The 15,519-nt window shown below is 63.6% G+C and carries 14 protein-coding genes; 10 read left to right on the top strand and 4 right to left on the bottom strand.

Annotated features, from left to right (window positions below):
* The first annotated feature begins 1 nt into the window (after position 1).
* The 6 genes from V1294_RS17510 (at position 2) to V1294_RS17535 (ending at position 6,874) form a co-directional block, all read left to right on the top strand.
* Positions 2 to 1,171, top strand: coding sequence for an amidohydrolase/deacetylase family metallohydrolase (locus V1294_RS17510; RefSeq protein ID WP_334498855.1), 1,170 nt, complete (start codon positions 2 to 4; stop codon positions 1,169 to 1,171).
* 230 nt (positions 1,172 to 1,401) lie between these two features.
* Positions 1,402 to 3,006, top strand: a complete 1,605-nt coding sequence (locus tag V1294_RS17515; RefSeq protein ID WP_334481815.1) for an ABC transporter substrate-binding protein — start codon at positions 1,402 to 1,404, stop codon at positions 3,004 to 3,006.
* A gap of 17 nt (positions 3,007 to 3,023) precedes the next feature.
* Positions 3,024 to 3,965, top strand: a complete 942-nt coding sequence (locus tag V1294_RS17520; protein ID WP_334481813.1) for an ABC transporter permease — start codon at positions 3,024 to 3,026, stop codon at positions 3,963 to 3,965.
* On the top strand, positions 3,962 to 4,885 hold the full coding sequence (locus V1294_RS17525; protein WP_334481811.1) for an ABC transporter permease: 924 nt from the start codon (positions 3,962 to 3,964) through the stop codon (positions 4,883 to 4,885). Before V1294_RS17520 ends, V1294_RS17525 begins: the two co-directional genes overlap by 4 nt.
* Positions 4,886 to 4,889: 4 nt before the next feature.
* Positions 4,890 to 5,879, top strand: a complete 990-nt coding sequence (locus tag V1294_RS17530; RefSeq protein ID WP_190241758.1) for an ABC transporter ATP-binding protein — start codon at positions 4,890 to 4,892, stop codon at positions 5,877 to 5,879.
* Positions 5,876 to 6,874, top strand: coding sequence for an ABC transporter ATP-binding protein (locus V1294_RS17535; protein WP_334481808.1), 999 nt, complete (start codon positions 5,876 to 5,878; stop codon positions 6,872 to 6,874). The genes V1294_RS17530 and V1294_RS17535 overlap by 4 nt, the downstream gene beginning before the upstream one ends.
* A 23-nt stretch (positions 6,875 to 6,897) precedes the next feature.
* Here the strand turns inward: V1294_RS17535 and upp are convergent, their stop codons facing one another.
* Genes upp through V1294_RS17550 form a run of 3 tightly spaced genes read right to left on the bottom strand, consistent with a single transcriptional unit; the run spans position 6,898 to position 10,054 of the window.
* Positions 6,898 to 7,527: a uracil phosphoribosyltransferase gene (gene upp / locus V1294_RS17540; RefSeq protein WP_334481806.1), complete on the bottom strand. Its 630-nt coding sequence runs from the start codon at positions 7,525 to 7,527 to the stop codon at positions 6,898 to 6,900.
* 17 nt (positions 7,528 to 7,544) lie between these two features.
* Positions 7,545 to 8,756: a URC4/urg3 family protein gene (locus V1294_RS17545; RefSeq protein ID WP_334498857.1), complete on the bottom strand. Its 1,212-nt coding sequence runs from the start codon at positions 8,754 to 8,756 to the stop codon at positions 7,545 to 7,547.
* A 47-nt stretch (positions 8,757 to 8,803) separates the two neighbouring features.
* A complete protein-coding gene (locus tag V1294_RS17550) occupies positions 8,804 to 10,054 on the bottom strand; it encodes a GTP cyclohydrolase II (RefSeq protein WP_334481803.1) in 1,251 nt (416 codons plus the stop codon).
* 531 nt (positions 10,055 to 10,585) lie between these two features.
* Here V1294_RS17550 and V1294_RS17555 point away from each other — a divergent pair.
* Positions 10,586 to 11,518 (top strand): N-carbamoyl-D-amino-acid hydrolase, encoded by a 933-nt coding sequence (locus tag V1294_RS17555; RefSeq protein WP_334498860.1) that lies wholly within the window; start codon positions 10,586 to 10,588, stop codon positions 11,516 to 11,518.
* On the top strand, positions 11,519 to 12,178 hold the full coding sequence (locus tag V1294_RS17560) for a flavin reductase family protein (protein WP_334498862.1): 660 nt from the start codon (positions 11,519 to 11,521) through the stop codon (positions 12,176 to 12,178).
* Here the strand turns inward: V1294_RS17560 and V1294_RS17565 are convergent.
* Positions 12,172 to 12,834: an aspartate/glutamate racemase family protein gene (locus V1294_RS17565; RefSeq protein WP_334498864.1), complete on the bottom strand. Its 663-nt coding sequence runs from the start codon at positions 12,832 to 12,834 to the stop codon at positions 12,172 to 12,174. The genes V1294_RS17560 and V1294_RS17565 overlap by 7 nt on opposite strands.
* Positions 12,835 to 13,040: 206 nt before the next feature.
* On the opposite strand from V1294_RS17565, the gene hydA reads away from it, so the two are divergent.
* Positions 13,041 to 14,510, top strand: a complete 1,470-nt coding sequence (gene hydA / locus V1294_RS17570) for a dihydropyrimidinase (protein WP_334498867.1) — start codon at positions 13,041 to 13,043, stop codon at positions 14,508 to 14,510.
* A 31-nt stretch (positions 14,511 to 14,541) separates the two neighbouring features.
* The gene (locus V1294_RS17575) at positions 14,542 to 15,519 is read left to right on the top strand and encodes an NAD-dependent epimerase/dehydratase family protein (RefSeq protein ID WP_334498869.1); all 978 of its coding nucleotides are present in this window, start codon (positions 14,542 to 14,544) and stop codon (positions 15,517 to 15,519) included.

Raw genomic sequence — 15,519 nt, forward strand, 5'->3', positions numbered from 1 at the left:
AATGCCCATCGATTTGATCCTGCGCGGTGGCCGCGTGATCGACCCCTCCCAGAAGCTCGACGCGGTGACGGATGTCGCCTTCGCGGGTGGCAAAGTGGCCATGGTCGGAAGCGAGCTCAAGGCCGGTCCCGGAACCGATGTGCGGGACGTATCTGACTACATCGTCACCCCCGGTTTGATCGATCTGCACACCCACGTCTATTGGGGCGGCACCTCGCTCGGCATCGACGCCGAGGAGTTCTGCCGTACCTCCGGCGTTACTACGGCAGTCGACACCGGCAGCGCCGGCCCCGGTAATTTCGCCGGCTTCCGCAAGCACGTCATCGAGCCGAGCCAGGTCCGCATTCTGGCCTATCTGCACGTCTCCCACGCCGGCATCTACGGCTTCTCGCACCGGGTCATGGTCGGCGAGAGCGAGGAGATGCGGCTGATGAACCCGATCGACGCCGTCAAGGTGGCAGAGGCCAACCGCGACCTCATCGTCGGCATCAAGGTGCGGGTAGGGCTCCATGCTTCGGGCACCTCGGGGATCGTGCCGCTCGAAATTGCGCTTGAGGTCGCTGAAGAGGTCGGCATGCCGCTGATGGCGCATATCGATCACCCGCCGCCGAGCTATGAGGAGGTGCTTGCCCGGCTGCGTCCAGGCGACGTTCTCACGCACGCGTTCCGGCCGTTTCCCAATACGCCCGCCACAGCCCAGGGCACGGTGAAGAGGGTGGTGCTGGAGGCGCGCGAACGCGGCGTGCTGTTCGACATCGGCCACGGTAAAGGCTCATTCGCCTTCAAGACTGCCCGCGCGATGCTTGCCAACGGCTTCTATCCCGACACGATTTCCTCTGACGTCCATGTCCTGTGCATCGATGGGCCGGCCTTTGATCAGGTGACGACCATGTCCAAGTTCCTGTGCATGGGCATGCCGCTCCCTGATGTGGTCGCGGCTTCGACGGTCAACGCGGCGATGGCGCTGCGGCGTCCCGAACTCGGCAGCCTCAAGCCGGGAAGCGCGGGAGACGCCACCCTCATCTCGGTCGAGCAAGTCCGGTTCGACTATGTCGACGCCGTCGGCGAGCAACTGATCGGCGACCGCAAGATTGTGTCCGAAGGCGTCGTCATTGCCGGCCGTTGGTGGCACCCGAAGCAATCGCCGAAGTTCAAGCAACTCGCAGGTTAGAACCGCAAATGGATATCACCGCGCGAAAATGTGATCGCTTGCAAGGGCTTCTCGTGTGGTCGGCCGGAAGTCGGCGGGCGCGTGAGCTGGCCGTGCTGGCATACCGCTTGCAAGCAAAAGGAGACTGATTGGCATCGGTTTGACTGGCCCGTTTCACCTCGTGCGGCGTCGAACCTTCGGCCACTGAATTGGCCGGAACTGCCATGACAACCCGAGACTGGGAGAGCCCTATGGATCGCAGAACTGTGTTGAAGGGATTGGCCGGGGTAGGAAGCTTGGCGGCGACGGGCGGCCTTTCGATGCCGGCGCATTCCCAAGGCGCTGCGGCGCGCACCTTGCGCTTTGTGCCGCAGGCCAATCTCGCGAATTTCGATCCGATCTGGGGGACCCAGTATGTCGTGCGCAACGCCGCCGCGCTGGTGTGGGACACCCTCTACGGCCTCGACGCCACGCTGCAGCCGCAGCGCCAGATGGTCGAGTCCGAGGAGGTGTCCGATGACGGGCTGGTCTGGACTTTTCGGCTCCGGCCGGGGTTGAAATTTCACGACGGCGAACCGGTGCTGAGCAAGGATGTGGTGGCGAGTCTCGCGCGCTGGTCGGCGCGCGATCCGATGGGCCTGATGCTCAAGGCGATCCAGAACGAGCTGACCGCCGTTGATGACCGAACCTTCAAATGGGCGCTGAAGGCGCCGTATCCGAAGATGCTGCTGGCATTGGGCAAGAACAGCACGCCCTGCGCGTTCATCATGCCGGAGCGTATCGCCCAGACCGACCCGTTCAAGCAGATCCCCGAATATATCGGCTCAGGCCCCATGAAATTCGCAAAGGGCGAATGGGTGCCTGGCGCCAAGGCGGTGTTCGAGAAGTTTGCCGATTACACGCCGCGGCAGGAGAAGACGTCCTGGCTCGCCGGCGGCAAGCAGATGCTGGTTGACCGCATCGAATGGGTGGTGATCCCGGATGCCGCCACGGCGGCGGCAGCACTTCAGAACGGCGAGGTCGATTGGTGGGAGAGCCCCATCACCGATCTCGTGCCGTCGCTCAAGAAGAACCGCAACATCAACGTCGACATCGCCGATCCCCTCGGCAACATCGGCTCATTCCGGATGAACCACCTGCATCCGCCCTTCAACGATGTGAAGGTGCGACGTGCCGTGCTCGCGGCGCTGAGCCAGGAAGACTACATGCGCGCGCTGGTCGGCGACGATACCGCGCTTTGGAAGCCGTTGCCGGGCTTCTTCACGCCGGATACGCCGCTCTACACGGAAGAGGGCGGCGAGATCCTGAAAGGCAAGCGCGATCTCGCAATGGCAAAGAAGCTGCTGGCCGAGAGCGGCTATTCAGGCCAGCCGGTCACCTGCGTGGTGGCGCAGGATCAACCGATCACCAAGGCGCAAGGCGATGTCACCGCCGATCTGCTCAAGCAGATGGGCATGAATGTCGATTTCGTCGCGACCGATTGGGGTACGGTCGGTTCCCGCCGCGCCCAGAAAACGCCGCCGGGCCAAGGCGGCTGGGGGATGTTTCATACCTGGCACGCCGGCGCGGACTGCGTCAATCCGGCCGTCTACAACGCTGTACGTGGCACTGGCGACAAGGCGTGGTTTGGCTGGCCCACTAGCGCGGCCGTGGAAAAGGAAGTCACGGCATGGTTCGATGCCAAAAATCTCGATGAGGAGAAGGCTGCGGTCAAGCGCCTCAACAAGGCGGCGATGGAGGACGTGGTCTATGCGCCGACCGGCTTCTTCCTGAGCTACACGGCGTGGCGCAAGGACGTCTCCGGTATCGCCAAGGGGCCGCTGCCCTTCTTCTGGGGCGTGTCGAAGACCGCATGACGGCGCAGTAAACCCACATGGTCTCGTATATCCTTCGGCGCGTTCTCTCGACCTTGCCCGTGATGGGGATCGTCGCGCTGTTCGTCTTCAGTCTGCTCTACATCGCGCCGGGCGATCCGGCCGCGGTGATTGCAGGCGACCAGGCGAGCCCGGCCGACGTTGAGCGCATACGCCAGGGCCTTGGCCTCGACCGGCCGTTTCTGATCCAGTTCGGGACCTGGCTCTGGCATATCCTGCATGGCGATCTCGGCACCTCGATCTTTACCAACCTGCCGGTCTCCGCGATGATCGCGCAGCGCATCGAGCCGACATTCTCGCTGATGGCGATTACGCTCGTCCTGACCATCCTTGTCGCGGTGCCGCTCGGCGTGGCGGCGGCGTGGAAGGCGGGAAGCTGGATCGACCGCACTATCATGGCATTCGCCGTGTTCGCCTTCTCGCTTCCGGTCTTTGTTGTCGGATACGTCCTTGCCTATGTGTTCGCGCTGCAGTTCGAATGGCTTCCCGTGCAAGGCTACACGCCGCTTGCAAGAGGCTTCTGGCCATGGCTGCAGAACCTCATTCTTCCCGCCCTGGCCCTCGGCACCGTCTACATCGCGCTGATCGCGCGCATTACCCGCGCCTCCATGCTCGAAGTGCTGCAGCAGGATTATGTTCGCACCGCCCGCGCCAAAGGCCTCGGGCAGCGCAACATCCTGTTCGTTCACGCGCTGAAAAACGCAGCCGTTCCGATCGTGACGGTGATCGGTATCGGCATCGCTCTCTTGATCGGCGGCGCGGTGGTGACCGAAAGCGTGTTCGCCATTCCGGGACTTGGCCGGCTCACGATCGACGCGATCCTGCGCCGCGATTATCCGGTCATCCAGGGCATCGTGCTGCTGTTCAGCTTCCTCTATGTGCTCGTCAACCTGATGGTCGACGTCACCTACACCCTGGTCGATCCGAGGATCCGCTATTGAGCATCTCCACGTCAAGCACGGCGCCGGTGCCGCCGGGCCTCGTCATCGCGCCGCAACTGCCGGACCTGCTGCTGCCGGTGGCCATCCGGCGCGGTGTGTTCGGCTTCCTGCGCGGTCATCCAACGGTTGCGATCGGCGGCGCCTTGCTGCTCTGCCTCGTCCTGGTTGGGATCTTCGCGCCCTGGCTTGGGACCGTCGACCCGACCGCGCTCGCGCCCGCCAAGCGCACGCGCCTGCCTTCCGCGGATTTCTGGTTCGGCACCGACCTGCTCGGCCGTGACATCTATTCACGCGTGCTCTACGGGGCACGGGTGTCGCTCACCGTGGGCTTGTCGGTAGCCATACTGTCCTCACTCGCCGGTCTCGCTATTGGCCTGGTTTCGGGGTTCGTGCGATGGGCGGACAGCATCCTGATGCGGTTCATGGACGGGCTGATGTCGATCCCGCCGATTTTGCTGGCCGTCGCACTGATGGCGCTGACACGCGCGAGTGTCGGCAACGTCATCCTGGCCATCACGATTGCCGAAGTCCCGCGCGTCTCGCGGCTGGTGCGCAGTGTCGTGCTGTCGCTGCGCGAGCAGCCCTATGTGGATGCCGCCACGGCCTCGGGCACGCGAACGCCGATGGTCATCCTGCGTCACATCCTGCCCAACACGCTGGCGCCGATGCTGGTCCAGGCAACCTATATCTGCGCCAGCGCCATGATCGTGGAGTCGATCCTCTCCTTCATCGGCGCCGGCACGCCACCCACCATTCCGTCCTGGGGCAACATCATGGCCGAGGGCAGGGCGCTCTGGCAGGTCAAGCCTTACATCGTGTTCTTTCCCGCCGCGTTTCTGTCCGTCACTGTGCTCGCCGTCAACCTGCTCGGCGACGGCCTACGTGATGCGCTCGATCCGCGAATGGCCAAGAGTCTCTGATCCGATGGCATTGCTCGAAGTCGAAAATCTGCAGACTCATTTCCGTACCCCCGAGGGTATCAACCGGGCCGTCGACGGCGTCTCCTTTCATGTCAACGAAGGTGAAACGCTGGCCATCGTCGGCGAATCCGGCTGCGGCAAGTCGGTTACCTCGATGTCGCTGATGCGGCTCATCGCCGAGCCCCCGGGCAAGATCGCAGGTTCTATCCGCTTCCAGGGCAAGGATCTGCTGCAACTCTCCGAACGGGAGATGCGCGCCATTCGCGGCAACGACATTTCGATGATTTTCCAGGAACCGATGACGAGCCTCAATCCGGTGCTGACAGTCGGCCGTCAGATCGGCGAGACGCTGCGGATGCATCAGGGGCTCGACAAGCAGGCGGCAGAGGCCCGCGCCATCGAGATGCTGACATTGGTCGGTATCCCGGAGCCTGTGCGGCGCGTGCGCGAATATCCGCATCAGCTTTCCGGCGGCATGCGGCAGCGCGTGATGATCGCCATGGCGCTCGCCTGCAATCCAAAACTCCTGATCGCCGACGAGCCGACCACGGCGCTTGACGTCACCATCCAGGCGCAGATCCTGCAGCTGATGCTCGACCTCAAGCGCCGCGTTGGCGCGGCGATCGTTCTGATTACACACGATCTCGGTGTGGTCGCTGAAATCGCCGAGCGCGTCATGGTGATGTATGCCGGCCGCAAGGTCGAGGAGGCGCCGGTCGCCGAACTGTTCCGCTCGCCCCGTCATCCCTATACGCAGGGCCTGCTTGGCGCGGTGCCCAAGCTCGGCTCTTCGCTAACAGGCGCGGCGCGGCGGCTCGCCGAAATCCCCGGCCAGGTACCCAGCCTCAAGGGGCGGATCGAGGGCTGCGTCTTTGCCGGGCGATGTTCGCTCGCGACCGATCTTTGCCGGCAGGTCGCCCCGGGTCTCGAAGAGAAAGGGCCCCGCCACATCGCCGCCTGTCATTACGCGCGCAAGGAGGCGGCCGCGGCATGAGCGCCCCATTGCTCCAGGTCAACGACCTCAAGAAGCATTTTCCGGTCCGTGGCGGCCTGTTCAGCCGCAAGTCCAACTGGGTCTATGCCGTGGACGGTGTTTCCTTCGAGGTCGAGCGCGGCGAGACGCTGTCTCTCGTCGGCGAATCCGGTTGCGGCAAGTCGACGGTCGGCCGGGCCATCCTGCGGCTGTTCGACATCACCGGCGGGCAGGTGGTGCTGGATGGCCAGCGGATCGATGATCTTTCCCCCGGCGGCTTGCGCAGCATGCGCCGCCGCGTGCAGGTGGTGTTCCAGGATCCGTTCTCCAGCCTCAACCCGCGCATGCGCGTCCGCGACATCCTGGCCGAGCCGATCCGCAATTTCGGCCTCGCGAAATCTTCCGCCGAACTCGAGGCGAAGGTTGCGGCGCTGATGGACACTGTGCGGCTGCCGCGCGACGCGCTGGGCCGCCGACCTCATGAATTCTCGGGCGGTCAGCGCCAGCGCATCGGCATCGCCCGGGCGCTTGCCGCGGAACCCGAACTGATCGTCTGCGATGAGGCGGTCTCGGCGCTAGACGTCTCCGTCAAGGCGCAAATCGTCAACCTGCTGCAGGATCTGCAACGGGAGTTCGGTCTCGCGCTGCTCTTCATCAGCCACGATCTCGCGATCGTCGAGCACATGACACACCGCGTTGCTGTCATGTATCTCGGCAAGATCGTCGAGATGGCGCCCAGGCAGCAAATCTTCACCGCGTCGAGGCATCCCTATACCAGGGCGCTGCTGTCAGCCGTGCCGGTGCCGGAGCCCGGGGCCATTCGCAACCCGATTATCCTGAAGGGCGACGTGCCGAGCCCGATCAATCCGCCCAGCGGGTGCCGCTTCCACACCAGGTGTCCATTCGTGTTCGATCGCTGCCGGACGGAAGAGCCGGAGCTTCGTTCAGTCGAAGGCGGACAATCGGTGGCGTGTCATCTCAAGGCGTTGCCGGAAGCGCCGGGCTCCGCTCACTGATCCCGTGTTGTGACACCGCCAACCTACTTTGTGCCATAGGCGCGGTCGCCGGCGTCGCCGAGACCCGGCACGATATAGGCGTTGCCGTCCAGCCCCTGGTCGATCGCCGCAAGCCAGATCGGAACGTCCGGATGAATGCCGCGTATGCGCTCGACGCCTTCCGGCGCGCCGATCAGGCAGACCAGTCGAATGTCGTTCGCACCACGCTCTTTCAGCCGATCGACCGCGGCGACGGCGGAGTTCGCCGTTGCCAGCACCGGCGAGATCACGATCACCAGCCGCTCATGCAGATCGCTCGGCGCCTTGAAGAAATACTCTACCGCCGTGAAGGTTTCCGGCTCACGGTAAAGGCCGATATGCGCAATCCGCGCGGTCGGCACCAGATCGAGCATGCCTTCCGCGAAGGTCACGCCGGCACGCAGCACCGGCGCGAACACCAGCTTCTTGCCCGCGATCTGCGGCGACTTCATCTGCGCAAGCGGCGTTTCGATTTCGATATCGGCCAGCGGCAGGTCACGGGTGACTTCGTAACATAGCAGCATCCCGATCTCCTTGAGGAGTTCGCGAAACGACTTGGTTGATCTGTCTTTCTGCCGCAGCAGCGTCAGCTTGTGCTGCACCAGTGGATGCCTAACGATTGTAACGCCGTCCATTTTCTCTGACCTCGGATCTAGAATACCGTACCGTCGCTGATGACTTTTACCGGAGGCGACGCGTCGGGGCGGCGTTCGCGCGCCAGCCGTCGGCCCGCAGCCCACGTGCCGCCCTCCAGAATTTTCGCCAGCGGCATCGACGTGGCATCGCGTCCTAGCCGATGCCGCAGACCATCGGCCACGCGGTCGAGCAGCGCCACCGTCAGCGCCCGCCATTCCACGACCAACTGTGACGATACCTCGTGTTCTTGCTGCGCTGCTGCTGCATCGCGAAATGCGAGCACGCCGGTATCGACGAACAGCCCGCCATTGCGATATTCGGCAAGGCCGGTCAGGCCGTCGATATCGGTCACGCTGATGCCGGATGTCTGCAGCGGTTCGATGAGAGAGTATGCCAGCCACTGCGAGAGCTTGTGCAGCGGCACCAGGCCATTGGTCGCATCCGCGGTCGTCAACGCCGGATGCCGCCAGCAATCGCCGAGCGCGATCCCGCCCAGCGTCAGCCGCGACGGCCAGATCGGCCCGAGTTGTTGCAGCAGTTCAGTTAAAATCGTCGGGGCGGGCAGGTTTCCACCCTCCGCCAGCATCGCAAGCCGGTCGAACAGGCCGCCGGGCCGCGGCATGTCGCGGCTGCCGAATATTTCCGGTTTCGAGGCCACCAGCCGGCCCAGGCGACGCAACAGGTCAGCGCGGCCGTCCATCCCGACCAGCGGATTGGCATCCGAGACTTGCATGCCGCGTTCGAGGTCGGCAACGCCAAGATTCGCGAGCACGCCGGCATCGACGCGCAAGGGCTCAAGCGGGGCTGCCGAGAATGCGCCACCCGTGAACATGGCAAGGCTGGCCAGCCCCAATCCTTCCGAACGGCCGATCGCCGATCCGGTTTTGGGATCACGATAGCGCCACGATGGACCGGCGCCGGCATCCAGGAAGACGCTGACAATGGCCAGATCGAATTCGGCCCGGGCGCGGGCCGCGCGATCGTGCCAGCCGGTCCGGTCGGCGACAGCAGCCCAACGATTATCCCCATCGGTGACGAAGTGCCGCCAGCGCGAATGAAACGGCACGTCGAACGAAGGGTAGGCGTTGCGCGTCGTTTCCAGCACCAGATCGACCGCGCCGTCCATGCGATCGAGGTCGATGCGGAAGTTTGGAAGCCTGTCTTCAAGGCCGATGGCGAGCATGCGGTGCGCGCGCTCGCGGACTGCCGTCGCACTTAGTAGCGTCAAAGCGGCTGACGCCTCCGGATTTGCAAGGGACAAGGCCGCCGCCTCTCTCAATATTTTTCGAGCGAACGGCCGACCGGGTTGTCCGGGTCTTGCTGCGGCTCGGGCGTGTAGTAACCCGCGGCCTTCTTGGCCGCGATTTCCACGTGCGCGTCGGCCGGGATCATGTCATCGGGGATAGGCACACGCTCGACGATTTCGATGCCCTGGCCGGTCAGCGCGTCGTGCTTCATGTCGCTCATGGAAACGAAGCGGTCGATCCGCTTGAGGCCGAGCCAGTGCACCACGTCCGGCATCAGTTGCTGGAAGCGGGCGTCCTGCACGCCGGCGACACATTCGGTACGCTCGAAATACTGCGCGGCGGCGTCGCCGCCTTCCTGCCGCTTGCGGGCGTTATAGACGAGAAATTTTGTCACTTCGCCGAGCGCGCGGCCTTCCTTGCGATTGTAGATGATGATGCCGAGCCCGCCGCTTTGGCCTGCGCGCGCGCATTCCTCGATGCCGTGAATGAGGTAGGGACGGCAGGTGCAGATGTCAGAACCAAACACGTCGGAGCCGTTGCATTCATCATGCACGCGGCAGGTTATCTTGGTGGAGTGGTCCGGCAGTTTGCTGACGTCGCCGAACAGATAGGCTGTGGTGCCGCCGATCGGCGGCAGAAAGACATGCAGATCGGGCCGCGTCACCAGTTCCGGAAACATGCCGGCGGTCTGTTCGAACAGTTGTCGGCGCAGATTGTTCTCGGTGGTTGCGAAGCGCGCCGCCAGGCCGGGCAGATACCAGACCGGGTCGATCGCGATCTTGACCACGGAGACGCTGCCATTCTTGTGCACGACCGTGCCATCCTGCCTGAGCCGTCCAGCCTCGATCGCTGCCTGCAGTTCGGGCAGATCAAGACGGGCACGCGTAATGGCAATACTCGGACGGATGTCGATGCCCTCGGTGATCTCGCTCGCGAAGGTCTCCGCGGCGAGATGTCCCCATGGATCGAGCGAGACGATCCGCTGCGGCTCGGTCCATTGCGGAAACGGCCCGATCGTTTCAGCAGGGTGGGTATTGGTGAGGTCCGGACGTCGGATCGGGTCGAGGGCGCCGGACGAGACGGCGAGCGCGCGATAGACCGAATAGGAGCCGCCGTGGGTGCCGATCACGTTGCGGTCCTGCGGGCGCGACACCGTGCCGATCACCGGTCCGCGTTCGCGCGCGCTGGTTGCGCCCCAGGCGATCGGGAATTTAAGCTTGGCACCCGGTGCCGGGTGCGACGTAATGCGAATATGATCAATCCGATTGGAACGAGTCATCGCCACGAACCCTGAAACGGCGACGGCCCGCCTAAATAGACGGGCCTGGTCACCAACATCAAAATCTCAGCAGCGGCTGCGGCTGAGACAGTAGTATAGTCAGATTTCGACCGAACACAACGGCGATTTGAGTTCGGGTACGTCAGGACATACCAGCCGTTAACCCTTTCGGTGCGGAGGGCTGGGCTGCCGGTTCTTGCGCCCGCGGGTCATCGCGGAAAACGAGATCGAGAAGCGGGACTATTCGTCGTGCGCTTGACGCGCGCGATCAGGTACGGTGCGCGTGGGCCCCCACGACAATCTGTGGCTTGATTGAGTTGGCGACCGTCGGCGCTTCAGAACTGGTGCTCGCGGTGACAAGCAGAAACGCAGAACTGACGTGCGTCACACGGACTGTCTCTGGAATTGACTTCGCGTGAACCAAAACTTTAACTGCCGACGTCGATCGAGCCGGAAAAGATTCCGAGCTCCGCGGACTGCTTCATTTTCATGCAAGCGCCGCCTTAAATGGAAGCATCCAGAAAGTTATCCATGCGCGTCATCAACGTTGCCGCCGCCCAGTTGGGTCCAATCCAGAAAGCCGACAGCCGTGAAGCCGTCGTCAAGCGCATGATCGCGCTGATGGATGAAGCCAAGGCGAAGGGCGCTGATCTGATCGTCTATCCGGAGCTCGCGCTCACCACGTTCTTTCCGCGCTGGTACATGGAGGATCAGGCCGAGGTCGATACCTGGTTCGAACGCGAGATGCCGAATGCGGCGACAAGGCCTTTGTTTGAACGAGCCGCCCACCACGGCATGGTAATGAATTTTGGCTATGCCGAACTGACGCCGGACGGGCATTATTTCAACACCTGCATCCTCACCGACCAATCCGCGAAAATTGTCGGCAAGTACCGCAAGGTTCATCTGCCCGGTCATTCGGAGTTCGATACGAAACGCGCGTTCCAGCATCTGGAGAAGCGCTACTTCGAGCCGGGCGATCTCGGCTTCAACGTCTGGCGCGCGCTCGGCGGCATCTTCGGCATGGCGGTCTGCAACGACCGGCGCTGGCCGGAGACCTATCGCGTGATGGGCCTGCAAGGTGTCGAGATGGTGCTGATCGGCTACAACACGCCCTCGGTCAATGCCGAGAAGATCGAGGAGGGGCCAGAAAAGCGGCTGTTCCACAACCGGCTTTCCGCGCAGGCCGGCGCCTACCAGAACTCGACCTGGGTCGTAAGCGTCGCCAAGGCCGGCGTCGAGGACGGCCACCCCTTGATCGGCGGCAGCCTGATCGTCGATCCGGACGGCGAGATCGTTGTCGAGGCAAGGACCGAAGAGGATGAGCTGCTGGTTCACCCCTGCGATCTCGACGCCACCATCTTCGGCAAGAACACGATCTTCAATTTCGCGCTGCACCGCCGCATTGAGCATTACGGCCTGATCACTAGCCGCACCGGCGCGGTGCCGCCTCCGGAAAACTAGATGTCCGGTATCTCCTTCCGCGAACTTGCCCCCCACGACCGCTACAAGCTGCTGTGTGGGGTCGTGGTGCCGCGGCCGATCGCGCTGGTCACGACGCTCGACGAGAACGGCAGCGTCAACGCGGCTCCGTTCAGCTTCTTCAACGTCTTCTCCGAAGATCCGCCCCTTCTGGTGCTCGGCCTGCAGCACAAACCCGATCTCAGTCCAAAAGACACCACGCGCAACATCCACCGCAGCGGGCAGTTCGTTGTGCATTTGGTGGACGAGACGCTGGCCGCAACCATGAACGACTGCGCGATCGATTTTCCCTCCGGTGACAGCGAAGTGGAGGCGACGGGGCTAAAGACACTGCCGTCGATCGATATCGCGGTGCCGCGATTGGCTGCGGCACCTTTCGCGCTCGAATGCCGGCAGCACGTCGCACTCGCCTTCGGGCCCGGCCGTGAGCTTCTCGTCGGTGAGGTGCTGCGCCTGCACGCGCGTGAGGGCCTGATCGACCAGGAAAAGATGTATGTCGATTTCGATGCCTACCAGCCGATCGGCCGCTTGTTCGGCAATCTCTACGCCGCCCAGCGCGATACCTTTACGCTGGCGCGCGAAAGCCACGCGCAATGGCTCCTGCGCAACGGAGCGGCCGAAACGTCCGACCAAAATCAGTGATGCGAGAACTGCACGGTGCCCAGCGCCATGGTCACGGCCGCCTGGGTCGGGTCGATCACGGGAATCCCGAGCGCCTGCTCCAGCGGCCGGCGATGACGAGCCATGCCGGCACAGCCCATCACGATGGCGCCGGATCCGTCTTCGTCCTTGAGCGCGCGCCCGACCTCGATCATCTTCGCGAGCGTTCCTTCGCCCGACGCTGTCTCCGCCACGCTCATGTTGAGCGGCCGTTCCCTGGTCAGGCGATCCATCAGACCCATCTGCCTGAGGTAACGGACATGGCGGCGGATCGAGCGCTGTGCGATTGCAATGACGCCGAAGGTTTCAGCGCGCGCGAGCGCTGTCAGTACGCCGCATTCGGCGATGCCGAACACGGGCCGGTCGGTGGCTTCGCGGCAGACGTGCAGGCCCGGATCGCTGTAGCAGGCGATGACAAAGGCGGCCGAATGGTTGTCGCCTTCGACGAGGCGGCGCAGCGGCATCGCCACGCCATCGACGTCGGCCTGGCTTTCGATCCCGTAGGGGCCTTCAATCAGCGTCTCGCAGACAATCTCCGGTCCGCCTTCAAAGCCAAGCGGCTTCAAGGCTTGCTCCAGCCCTTGTGTGACGAGCTGGTTGGAGTTGGGATTGATGACGAGAATGCGTGGCCGGGACATGGTATTTTCCTGCGGGATGATGCGTCGGTTGATACCGCGAGACCGGCGCGCAACAAGACGACAATGGAGGCAATGACCATGCCATCCAGTGATGCATGGTCCACTGTCTGCCGCGAAAGTGCAAGGGAGTGTAACGGCACGATCTGTGCTTTCATCCGGCGAATGCAAAACTTAGGATGCAGGACTCAATAGTTGGAGACTTTGCCATGACCGAGCCCGCCTACGACCTTCTCATTCGCGGCGGACGCGTCGCGACCGTGAGTGATGTATTCGAGGCCGACGTCGCCATTTCCGGTGAAACGATCGTCGCCGTCGGCCGCGGGCTGCCGGGCGCGCGGCGGGAGATCGACGCGCGGGGCAAGCTGGTGCTGCCCGGCGGTGTCGACAGCCACGCCCATATCGAGCAGCTCTCCGCTGCAGGCATCGTGAACGCCGATACGTTCGAGAGCGCGACCGTCTCGGCAGCCTTCGGCGGCACCACCACCGTGATTCCGTTTGCGGCCCAGCATGTCGGCATGAAACTGCCCCAGGTGCTGGAGGAGTACCACGCGCTCGCGAGAAAGGGCGCCGTGATCGACTATGCCTTTCACATGATCATCGCCGATCCGACCAAGGAAACGTTGGAAAATGATTTGCCGGCGCTGATCAAGCAAGGCCATGGCTCGATCAAGATCTTCATGACCTATGATCGCCTGAAGATCGACGACGAGCCGCTGCTCGACATTCTGCTTGCGGCGCGCGACGGCGGCGCGATGCTCTGTGCGCATGCCGAGAACCACGGGATCATTTCCTGGATGGTGAAGCGGCTGCTGGCGCGCGGCTACACCGATCCGAAATATCACGCCATCAGCCACGCCCGCGTCTCGGAAGCGGAGGCCTTCAACCGGCTGATCGGAATGGCAGCGCTGATCGATCAGCCGATCATGATCTTTCACGTCTCGACCGCCGAAGGCGCCAAGGTGATCCGCGATGCGCGCGGACAGGGGCTGAAGGTGTTCGCGGAGACCTGCCCGCAATATCTCTTTCTTACCGCCGACGATCTCGACAAGCCCGGCGTCGAAGGCGCCAAATGGATGTGCAGCCCGCCGCCGCGCCGCGCCGCCGACCAGGAAGCGCTGTGGCAGGCGCTTGCCCTTGGCGATCTCCAGACTGTTTCATCCGACCACGCGCCGTACCGGTTCGATGAGACCGGAAAACTGCGCGCCGGCCCCAATCCCAATTTCAAACAAATAGCGAATGGTCTGCCCGGCCTTGAGGTGCGCTTGCCGCTGCTGTTCGACGCCATGGTGTCCGGCGGCCGCCTGGGGCTCGAAAAATTCGTCGAACTGACCGCGACTGCGCCGGCGAAGATCTACAATCTGCATCCGCGCAAGGGCTCGATCGCGGTTGGCGCCGATGCTGACATCGCGATCTGGGACCCGCAGCGAGAGGTCACGCTGAGCGACGCCATGATGCATGATCTGGCGGGCTATACGCCCTTCGCCGGCCGCAAGCTGCGGGGCTGGCCGGTTACGGTGCTGTCGCGCGGGCGCGTCATCGTGGCGGACGGCAAACGGTCGGTCGAAGCAGGCTCGGGCCGCTTCCTTCCGCGCGCAGGAGGCGAGGCGGCGAAGCCGACTGGGCGCCTGATGCCGGACATGGATCCCGAGCAGAATTTCGGCGCGACCCTGCTGTGATCCATCCGCCGCGACGTGTTCGGATTGAGCGATGAGAATCCTTGTCTTCGGCGGCACCGGTTTCGTCGGGCTCAATATCGCTTCGGCACTGCTGTCACGCGGTCACGCGGTGACAGTGTTCGACCGCGCCGGCTTGCCGCCTGACGCAAGAAAGGATCTTACCTCTCACGGCGATCGGCTGGCGGTAATCCAGGGCGATGTCACGAATAGTCAAGCCGTGGAGGGCGTGATCGCCGCGGGTTATGACGCCATCATTCTGGGGGCCGCGATCACCGCCGGACCGGCGCGCGAGGCGAGCGATCCCGAGACCATTTTGCGGGTAAACCTGCTGGCTCAGACGCCGATCCTGATCGCGGCGCGAAGCAGCGGTGTTAAACGCATCATCAATCTGTCGTCCGCGGCAGCTTACGGCGCGAGCGCATTCCGGAACGTGCTGCTCGATGAAGAAACACCCTGCGATCCGGCCTCGCTCTACGCCATCACCAAATTCGCGTCCGAGAAGGTCGCGGCGCGCCTGGCCGGTCTCTGGCAACAGGAGATCATCAGCGTGCGGCTGAGCGCGGTGTTCGGGCCCTGGGAGCGAAGCAACGACGTGCGCGACACGCCGAGCCCGCAAGCGCAGATTCTCGCCGCGATGCAGGAGGGGTATGAGGCCGTTCTATCGCGTCCGGGCGTCAGGGACTGGATCTATGCCGTGGATGTCGCGGAAGCGGTGACGTTGCTGATCGAGGCTGCGAGGCCAAAGCATCAGCTCTACAACATTTCAACCGGCATGGAATGGTCGGCGTTGCAATGGGGCCGGGAGCTTGCCGCGTTACACCCGGGCTTCATTTGTCGGCTGACGGATGCCGGTGAGGTGGCAACGGTCGACCTGCATAGTCCGGCCGACCGGGCGCCGCTGTCGGTCGCGCGCATGGACGAGGAGTTCGGCTGGCGCGCGCGGTTCGACTGCGCTGACTCGGCTGCCGATCTGAGCCGTTGGTGGACCGGGCATCGAGGGGAAACCTGA

The organism is Bradyrhizobium sp. AZCC 1678 (genome assembly GCF_036924765.1).
In the GTDB taxonomy this organism is placed as follows: Bacteria; Pseudomonadota; Alphaproteobacteria; order Rhizobiales; family Xanthobacteraceae; genus Bradyrhizobium; species Bradyrhizobium algeriense.

What these genes read in the sequence shown, in the direction of transcription:
- V1294_RS17510 (WP_334498855.1), top strand. Translation starts at nt 2, where the DNA reads ATGCCCATCGATTTGATCCTGCGCGGTGGCCGCGTGATCGACCCCTCC.
- V1294_RS17515 (WP_334481815.1), top strand. Translation starts at nt 1,402, where the DNA reads ATGGATCGCAGAACTGTGTTGAAGGGATTGGCCGGGGTAGGAAGCTTG.
- V1294_RS17520 (WP_334481813.1), top strand. Translation starts at nt 3,024, where the DNA reads ATGGTCTCGTATATCCTTCGGCGCGTTCTCTCGACCTTGCCCGTGATG.
- V1294_RS17530 (WP_190241758.1), top strand. Translation starts at nt 4,890, where the DNA reads ATGGCATTGCTCGAAGTCGAAAATCTGCAGACTCATTTCCGTACCCCC.
- V1294_RS17535 (WP_334481808.1), top strand. Translation starts at nt 5,876, where the DNA reads ATGAGCGCCCCATTGCTCCAGGTCAACGACCTCAAGAAGCATTTTCCG.
- upp (WP_334481806.1), bottom strand. Translation starts at nt 7,527, where the DNA reads ATGGACGGCGTTACAATCGTTAGGCATCCACTGGTGCAGCACAAGCTG.
- V1294_RS17550 (WP_334481803.1), bottom strand. Translation starts at nt 10,054, where the DNA reads ATGACTCGTTCCAATCGGATTGATCATATTCGCATTACGTCGCACCCG.
- V1294_RS17555 (WP_334498860.1), top strand. Translation starts at nt 10,586, where the DNA reads ATGCGCGTCATCAACGTTGCCGCCGCCCAGTTGGGTCCAATCCAGAAA.
- V1294_RS17560 (WP_334498862.1), top strand. Translation starts at nt 11,519, where the DNA reads ATGTCCGGTATCTCCTTCCGCGAACTTGCCCCCCACGACCGCTACAAG.
- V1294_RS17565 (WP_334498864.1), bottom strand. Translation starts at nt 12,834, where the DNA reads ATGTCCCGGCCACGCATTCTCGTCATCAATCCCAACTCCAACCAGCTC.
- hydA (WP_334498867.1), top strand. Translation starts at nt 13,041, where the DNA reads ATGACCGAGCCCGCCTACGACCTTCTCATTCGCGGCGGACGCGTCGCG.
- V1294_RS17575 (WP_334498869.1), top strand. Translation starts at nt 14,542, where the DNA reads ATGAGAATCCTTGTCTTCGGCGGCACCGGTTTCGTCGGGCTCAATATC.